The following is a 7,663-nucleotide window of genomic DNA, read 5'->3' on the forward strand; positions in this document are numbered from 1 at the left end:
ACAACCGATCCTACCGGCCATCATAGTCGCCGCTCAACCGGCCATCGTAGTTGTCGCCGCGCATTCAGCCTTCGGATCAGGCTCTTGCCGACCACGCCTTTCGCCAGCGGAAAAACGATACGGTGGAACACCAGGTCATCGCCGTCGGCGTTGACCATATCCGGCGCGCTGCCGGGCATGGCCTTGCCCAGACAGTCGAGCAGCCACATGTTCGTGAACATCGGTCCCGATGCTCCCAGAAGCGCGTCCCGATCGGACGGGTCCAATTCCGCAGTGTCCTGAGTTTCGTCGGCAAGTCGGGAAAATGCCTCGACCACTCGCACGGCGCCCTCAGCGCTGAACGGCAACAGCGCTCCGGAAATGCCATGGCGCCCGTTCACGTCGACAACCCTTGCGGCGATCTTGTCCCAGTTGACCAGGGTCTGGGTTGCACCGTGTTCGCGCACCGTCACCGGAGCAACGTCGCGCAGCAGATCGCGCAAGGTCATCGACTGACCAGGCACGACTTCGCTGACCTCATAGAGCGACATGACCGTATCGCGTAACGCGCGCATATAGGCCTTGTTCGGCGCCTTTTCGTTCCAGCCCCGGCGCTTGAGATAGTCATCGACCAGATTGCGACCGTCGGGTTCCAGTTCCTGCGTAAGCAGATCTTCAAAGGCGCAGCCCCATAGCGGCCCTTGCCAGTGATCGCCAATTATCTCGAATATGGCGTCAGGCTCGAGTCCGGTCGCTTCGCTCGCCGGATCGAGATGCGCGGACAGCATTTCGGCCAATGCCTCATCCCATGGCGCGCGATCCGCATATTTCATCAGGCCGGAAAGATCGTGAGCCGATTTCGATCTGGACATTCAGATGGGCCTTTCCACGCCGAGGCGGCGCATTTCTCGATAGATGGTCGATCGGCCGATGCCGAGTTGTCGTGCTGCTTCTGTCGGCGAGATGCTCGCTTCGACCAGTTTGATGGCGGCATGTACCTTGGACATGTCGAGCGGCTGACGGCCGGGCAACTTGCCTTTGGCGCGCGCGGCGGCGATCCCATCCCTGGTTCGCTCGGAGATCAGTCTCCGCTCGAAATGGGCGATGGCCCCGAACACATGGAAGATGAGTTCGCCGGCGGCCGACGATGTGTCGATCTTTTCCTCAAGACTCAGGAGCGCGATGCCCTGGCCGCGTAGCGTCTCGACCGTGGTGAGCAATTCGGCGAGCGAGCGCCCAAGCCGATCGAGGCGGACCACCGCCAGCGTGTCGCCCTTGCGGGCATAGGCGATCAGTTCGGCCAGACCGGGCCGCTCCATGCTCTTGCCCGACATGACGTCGGTGAACACCTTGATCGCGCCGGCCTCCTCCAGACGCATGGTCTGTCCAGCCACGTCCTGATCGCCGGTGCTGACGCGGGCATAACCCAGAATATCGCCCATCCCGTGCGTCTCCCAAACGGTCGTTCTGTGGACGTTATCAAGGGCGACCGCTTCGCTCCATCCATATCCGTCCACATACTATGTCTCTTTACTCATGGCTGTCCATAGGCGCAGATGACCTTTTGTGGACGGGAACCGGCATGACGAAGCGCAAGCATCAACTCCTGACCGAGCGCGAGCGCGATCAGATCCTCGCCATCCCGACCGATCGCGACCGCCTGGCACGGCTCTACACCTTCGAACCTTCGGATATCGAGATCATCGGCGCGCGACGGGAGCGACGGAACCAGTTGGGCGTGGCGCTGCAACTCGCGCTCCTGCGGCACCCGGGTATCACGCTTGCGCAGTTGATACAGGACAGGGGAGCAATACCCCATGATCTCGCCGCTTTCGTCGCGGAGCAACTTGGTCTGCACGTAACCGACCTGGCCAACTATGCGGCGCGGGATCAGACAATGACGGATCATGCCCGTGAGTTGGCGGTGCGCTTGGGCCTTCGGGGGGCGACCCGTGCGGATATTCCCTTCATGATCGAAGCGGCCGCGAAAGCGGCATGGGCGACCGACAAGGGGATGACGATTGCGATGGGCGTGGTCACCGCCCTGCGCGAGGCCCGGATTTTGCTGCCGTCCATCTCCACCATCGAACGCACCAGCAGCGCGGGACGCGCGCGTGCGCGCAAGCAAGCTGCCTATGCTCTGATCGCCGATCTCAGCACCGAACAGGTCAACGCCCTCGATCAGCTCTTCGACGACGCCGGCGGCACGAGCCAACTCGCTTTGCTCAAGACCATTCCCATTGCGGCTAAGCCCGATCACATCCGCCAGATCCTCGACCGCCTGCGGCAAGTGCGGAAGATCGGCATTTCTCCGGACGTGGCTGGCCGCATCCATGCGGACCGCTTTCGGCAATATGTCAGGGAAGGCCGCGCTTCTCCTGCCTATATGATTGAGCGGTATATCCCCTCCCGCCGACGCGCCACACTTGTCGCTTTCCTGCTCGATCTTGAAGAACGACTGACCGACAACGCCCTGGAAATGGCGGACAAGCTGATCGGCAGCATCTTCACCCGCGCGAAAAACGCTCAGGCACGCAGCTATGCCACCACGTCGAAGAACGTGGCGCGGCTGATGCTGATCTTTGGCAGGACGATCGACGCGCTGACCGATGCGGTCGATACCGGCGAAGACCCGATGGAGGTCCTGGACGCCTCGGTAGGATGGCACACCCTCCTGAAGGCCAGACCGGAAGTGGCGACGATCGCGGAAACCGCCAATCTTGATCCGCTGACGGTCGCGGCCGACCGCTATGCGACGTTGCGCAAGTTCGCCCCTGATCTGCTTGAAGCGCTACAGTTCAGGGCCGGAAAGGGCAGCGCGAAAACGATCGCCGCCATTGAGATACTGCGCGACCTCAACAGGTCGGGCAAGCGCGATGTGCCTACCGACGCTCCGATGCCCTTTCGCAAGGAATGGCGGAAAATCGTCGTGGGCGACGACGGCAAGATCAATCGACGGCTCTGGGAGATCGCGACGATCGCGCATCTGCGCAACAAGCTCCGCTCCGGGGATGTCTGGGTGGAGCGATCGGCGGGATACCGCCGGTTCGACAGCTACCTGCTCAGCGAAGCAAAGGCGAAACCGGTCGTATCGGCTCTTGGCCTGCCCCCTACAGCCAGCGAATGGCTCGAACAGCGGGGGCGCGAACTGGACTGGCGGCTGAAGAAATTCGCCCAGCGCCTGAAGCGCGACGCTTTGGAGGGTGTGCGATACCGCGACGACCGCCTCCAGATATCCCCCGTTCGCACGATCGCAACGCCCGACGCCGAAGCGCTGGCCGACCGGCTCGATGCGATGATGCCACGCATCCGTATCACCGAACTGCTACATGAGGTGGCGCAGGAAACTGGCTTTCTTTCGGCGTTCACCAACCTGCGCACCGGCGAGCCATGTCCCAATGAAAATGCGCTGCTCGCCACCATCCTCGCCGACGCCACCAATCTCGGCCTGTCGCGCATGGCCGCCGCGAGCCAGGGAGTCACGCGCGATCAACTCCTGTGGACCCATGACGCCTATATCCGCGACGAGAGCTACCGCGCGGCGCTCGCCGTCCTCATCAACGCGCACCACCGCCTGCCATTCTCGCGGGTATGGGGCGACGGCACAACGTCCAGTTCCGATGGTCAGTTCTTCAGGGGCGCGAAGCGCGGCGCATCGGGCGGCGACATCAACGCCCGCTATGGCGTCGATCATGGCTTCAGCTTCTACACCCATGTTTCCGATCAGCGCGGGCCCTACCACGTCAATGTGATCTCGGCCGCCACGCATGAAGCGCCCTATGTCCTCGACGGCCTCACCAGCCATGGCACCGATCTCAGGATCGTCGAGCATTACACCGACACCGGCGGGGCGACCGACCATGTCTTCGCCCTGTGCGCGATGCTGGGATTTCGCTTCTGCCCGCGCCTGCGCGACTTTCCGGACAGGCGGCTTGCGCCGATCGCGCCGGTTTCGGCCTATCCGTCCATCGCCCCGTTGTTGGGCAAGCGTATCCGCACCGACATCATCAATGAACAATGGGACGACGTACTGCGCCTCGTAGGGTCGATCAAGGCTGGCCACGTCGCGCCGTCGGTCATGCTGCGAAAGCTCGCCGCCTACGAACGGCAGAACCAGCTCGACGTCGCACTACAGGAAATCGGGAAGATCGAACGGACCCTGTTCATGCTGGACTGGCTCGAAAATCCCGATCTGCGCCGGCGATGCCATGCCGGCCTCAACAACAGCGAGCAGCGCCATGCCCTGACGCAGGCGATCTACACCTTCCGCCAGGGCCGCATCATCGACCGCAGCCATGAAGCTCAACAATATCGGGCATCCGGCCTCAACCTGGTCATCGCGGCGATCGTCTATTGGAACACGATCTACATGGACCACGCCGCCCAGCATCTGCGATCGGCAGCGGTCCCGGTCCCCGATGATCTGCTTGTCCATACGTCACCGGTTGGCTGGGAGCATATTGCCTTTTCCGGCGATTTCCTTTGGGATCGTGCAGCCGCTTCCGCTGGCCGCAAGGCCCTCAATCTTCCGCCGGACAGCCGCGCCGCCTAAGCGTTCCTCGGTTGTTCTCCCTTAGCGTTGTTTAGCGTACCTTCCACGCTACGCCCTCTGCAAGACGTTCATCAGCTCCGCGCCACCTATGAGCGTCGCGCCGGCACCTTCCTGTCCAACGCTGGCGTCCTGCAGGTGTTCGGCGTCAACGATCACGACAGCGCCAAACTCGTCTCCGATCTGCTCGGCCAGGAGACGGTCGTGTTCGAGACGATGAGCCGCGCGCTCGACGCGGACGAGAGCGGAATCTCGTTCGGCGTCCAGCATGTCGGCCGCCCCCTGCTGACCCCTGATGAGGTCCGCACGATGCCGGCGAACCTCGAATTGCTGTTCCTCGCGGGGCAGCGCCCAATCGTGGCCGACAAGCTGCGCTACTATGCCGATCGCGAGTTCGCTGGGAAATTCGAAAAGGCGTGAAGCCGTTTAAACGGCGCGTGGATCTCGCGCCAAAAATGCGACCGGCAGGGAAGCCCGTAGAGCGGCATGGAACGCTCGATCGTCCCGAACCCTTCCAAACGCTCGAAATGAGGCTGTGCGGCCCGGAAATCGCGCCAGTCGGGACGTTTCCGTCTGCCCTGCCCTCTCGAATGGATCGCCGCGCTATCCGCCTGGCTTTTCTGGAAAGCCAATCTGCGACGGTGCCTCTGGACGCGGCGCTGGATGGATGAGCGCGACGGTTCGGCAAATTCCACACACCAATAAAAAGCGTGCCGGCGAAGCCGGCTCATCATGGGGATGCCGGGTGGGAGGATCGCAAAGCGATCCGGGGCGGCCGAAGGCCGCGAGCCGGCGGGGCGAAGCCCCAAGAGGCGGCGCTTCTCCGTTAAGGATTCTGTTAAAAGAGGAATCGTTAAGTAAGTTAAGCCGGTCTGAAAGCGGTTTTTCCCGTTTTTGGGCAATGGGTTGGAAATCTGCGCGGTGGGTGATCCCACGTGATTCGGTGTGTGAAACCACGAAGGCCGGGTGTGTGAAACCACGACGCCAAGGTGGGCGAAACCACGATGCCGCGCACCGATCCGGCTCGACTTATCCACAGCCCGAAGGCCCAAAAGCCGCGTAATCCGGCGTTCCGAGTCGCAGATGCGGCGACCCTAGCGCAGCACCGGAGTCAAGCCGGTGGGTGATACCACGATAGTTCAGCGCGTCCCGCCACGTGCGAGGCGGTCCATGAGGTCGTCCACCTCCTGCGTTCGCCGGCGATCGGCGTCCATGCGCTCCCGGCGTTCGCGGTCGGCCTCTAGCCTGGCGTGCAGCTCGGCGGCCTCGGCCGCGCCGCGCAACTGGAACAGCACCGCCGGCGCGCCATCGACCGTCTGCGTCATCGCCAGCGTATATTCGGGAAGCTGGTCGGCCTCGATGATCTTCCGTAACATGCGGTTGAACTCCTTGGGCTGGGCATCGCTGCCGGCCTTCTCGCGCAACATCTCGACGCGACAGGTCCACCCTCCCCGCTGCTGGCCCGCGTGCTTGCGCGCGATCCGGTAGAGCGCGCGTTCAAGCCCGCCAGTCAGCAGGAAATAATCCTGGTGCATGGTGAGCAACGACCGCTCGCTGACGATGCCTTCATAGACCCAATTCGACAGGGTGATGGTCATGCCGCGCGGCTGATCGGTGTCCGCGTCCACCTCAAGCGACCAACCGTCCAGCCACCCGAATTGCGCCTCCGTGCGTCGCTTGGGCGCGCGCAGCGATGTGCGAATGGAAGTCGTCTCCAAGCGCGACAGGGCAGCTTGCAACTCCTGATAGGCCCGCCCCCCGGTGCCGCGCCGGATGCCGCGCAACAGGTCGTAGGTGGTCGTGGTGAGCGTGCGGGGCAGGTCGTTGACGCCCTGCTCCTTCATCCGGTTGAGGACGGACGCGGCCCATATCAGAATATCGGCGTCCCATATCGTCGCCATGCCATAGGCCGGCATCGCCTCGACCTTCACCCACGCCTCGCCGTCCGGGCTGCGATATTCGATCGGCTTGAGGCGCTTGCGCTTCTGGAGCGAGAAAAACGGCCGCTCCATCACCTCCCGCTGATCTTTCAGCGGAAGGTCGTTCATCAACGGAATGAAGAAATCGAACTCGGGGTTCGGATCGCGGCGCTTGCTCACGGCGCGAACCGGGTATGGCCGCGCTGAACGAGATATTGCCGCAACAGCCGCTCGGTGATGACGGTCAGCGGCTCGCCGCCTTCCTCGACGCTGAGCTGCCGCAAGGTGCGGTGCATATCCTCGGGAATGTGGATCAACACCGGCTTTTTGCCGGGATGGCTGCTGCGGCGTGCCGGCGCGGCGCTGGATGCGCCCCGCGCGCCCTCCCCTGCCCGCTTCGGCCGCGATCGGGCGGCGGGTTCCCCCACCGGCTGCGCCGGCTCGGACGGGGGCGCTGCCTCGGGTTCGGGATCATCGAAGATTCCGGCCAGGGCCGACGATTTCTTGGCCATTACGCTACCTCGCTTGGTGGCTTATTCGCATAACCGCTTAGTCGCTTAGCCTCGACGAAGGCGGCGCGCAACTCGGCCGCCGCCTTACTCTCGGGGTCCAGCTCGATCGCGGTCTTGCCGATCGGCGTCGCCTTGTAGAAGTCCTTGCGGAAGTGCAGCACGGAATCGAACACCGCCACGCCCTTCGCCGCGAAGCCGGCGCGCGCCTCGGTCCCCTCCCCTCCCTGGTGGGGCACTTGCGTCAGGATCACAGCGAACGGCGTTCCCGCCTGCTGCACCTGCTTGACGGTTTGCAGCACCGAATGAACGTCGAGGCCGCGCGGTGCGACCGGGATCACCACGAAATCGGCCTGCTCGGCCGCCAGCATGGCAATGTCCTTTGAGTTCGCCGGCGTGTCGATGATGATAAGATCCAGCTTGCCGCTCTCGCGCCCACGCGAGACGTGCAGCGGCAAGCCCGCGACGCTGCTGTCCTTCACCAATACATCGTCGGTTTCGCGGCGCTCCGACCAATAGAGCGCCGACCCCTGCCGATCGTCGGCATCGAGGATCACGACCGCCGCCCCTTCGCGGGCGGCCTCCACGGCAAAGGCGGTCGCGATGGTCGTTTTCGACTGCCCGCCCTTCTGTGCGATGATAGCCCAAGTCTGCATAACGGCTCCTGCTAAGCGACTAAGCGGCTTATATCGCTTAGTCGCTTAGCA

7 protein-coding genes and 1 pseudogene are annotated in these 7,663 nt (G+C 63.3%); 2 read left to right on the top strand and 6 right to left on the bottom strand.

Going from position 1 to position 7,663, the window contains the following annotated elements:
- Positions 1-20: 20 nt before the first annotated feature.
- Positions 21-851 carry a hypothetical protein gene (locus PYV00_RS06855; protein ID WP_275227541.1) on the bottom strand — a complete coding sequence of 277 codons (831 nt, stop codon included), beginning with the start codon at positions 849-851 and terminating at the stop codon, positions 21-23.
- A complete protein-coding gene (locus PYV00_RS06860; RefSeq protein WP_013849886.1) occupies positions 852-1,421 on the bottom strand; it encodes a recombinase family protein in 570 nt (189 codons plus the stop codon).
- A 140-nt stretch (positions 1,422-1,561) separates the two neighbouring features.
- On the opposite strand from PYV00_RS06860, the gene PYV00_RS06865 reads away from it, so the two are divergent.
- A complete protein-coding gene (locus PYV00_RS06865; protein ID WP_222887296.1) occupies positions 1,562-4,531 on the top strand; it encodes a Tn3 family transposase in 2,970 nt (989 codons plus the stop codon).
- Positions 4,532-4,588: 57 nt separating this feature from the next.
- Positions 4,589-4,948: pseudogene (locus PYV00_RS06870) on the top strand (type IV secretory system conjugative DNA transfer family protein); the annotation flags it as partial.
- On the opposite strand, the gene PYV00_RS06875 reads toward PYV00_RS06870, so the two are convergent.
- The 4 genes from PYV00_RS06875 to PYV00_RS06890 form a co-directional block, all read right to left on the bottom strand.
- Positions 4,906-5,463, bottom strand: coding sequence for a hypothetical protein (locus PYV00_RS06875; protein ID WP_275227542.1), 558 nt, complete (start codon positions 5,461-5,463; stop codon positions 4,906-4,908). The pseudogene PYV00_RS06870 and the gene PYV00_RS06875 overlap by 43 nt on opposite strands.
- A 204-nt stretch (positions 5,464-5,667) precedes the next feature.
- Positions 5,668-6,627: a replication initiator protein A gene (locus tag PYV00_RS06880; RefSeq protein ID WP_275227543.1), complete on the bottom strand. Its 960-nt coding sequence runs from the start codon at positions 6,625-6,627 to the stop codon at positions 5,668-5,670.
- Positions 6,624-6,959: a hypothetical protein gene (locus PYV00_RS06885; RefSeq protein ID WP_275227544.1), complete on the bottom strand. Its 336-nt coding sequence runs from the start codon at positions 6,957-6,959 to the stop codon at positions 6,624-6,626. Before PYV00_RS06885 ends, PYV00_RS06880 begins: the two co-directional genes overlap by 4 nt.
- The gene (locus PYV00_RS06890; protein WP_275227545.1) at positions 6,959-7,612 is read right to left on the bottom strand and encodes a ParA family protein; all 654 of its coding nucleotides are present in this window, start codon (positions 7,610-7,612) and stop codon (positions 6,959-6,961) included. Before PYV00_RS06890 ends, PYV00_RS06885 begins: the two co-directional genes overlap by 1 nt.
- Positions 7,613-7,663: the final 51 nt, after the last annotated feature.

Origin of the sequence: Novosphingobium album (ex Liu et al. 2023) (genome assembly GCF_029076845.1) — a bacterium.
Lineage (GTDB): Bacteria > Pseudomonadota > Alphaproteobacteria > Sphingomonadales > Sphingomonadaceae > Novosphingobium.

Bases quoted from the DNA above. Each gene is read 5' to 3' on its own strand.
- PYV00_RS06855 (WP_275227541.1), bottom strand. From the start codon at position 851: ATGTCCAGATCGAAATCGGCTCACGATCTTTCCGGCCTGATGAAATAT.
- PYV00_RS06860 (WP_013849886.1), bottom strand. From the start codon at position 1,421: ATGGGCGATATTCTGGGTTATGCCCGCGTCAGCACCGGCGATCAGGAC.
- PYV00_RS06865 (WP_222887296.1), top strand. From the start codon at position 1,562: ATGACGAAGCGCAAGCATCAACTCCTGACCGAGCGCGAGCGCGATCAG.
- PYV00_RS06885 (WP_275227544.1), bottom strand. From the start codon at position 6,959: ATGGCCAAGAAATCGTCGGCCCTGGCCGGAATCTTCGATGATCCCGAA.
- PYV00_RS06890 (WP_275227545.1), bottom strand. From the start codon at position 7,612: ATGCAGACTTGGGCTATCATCGCACAGAAGGGCGGGCAGTCGAAAACG.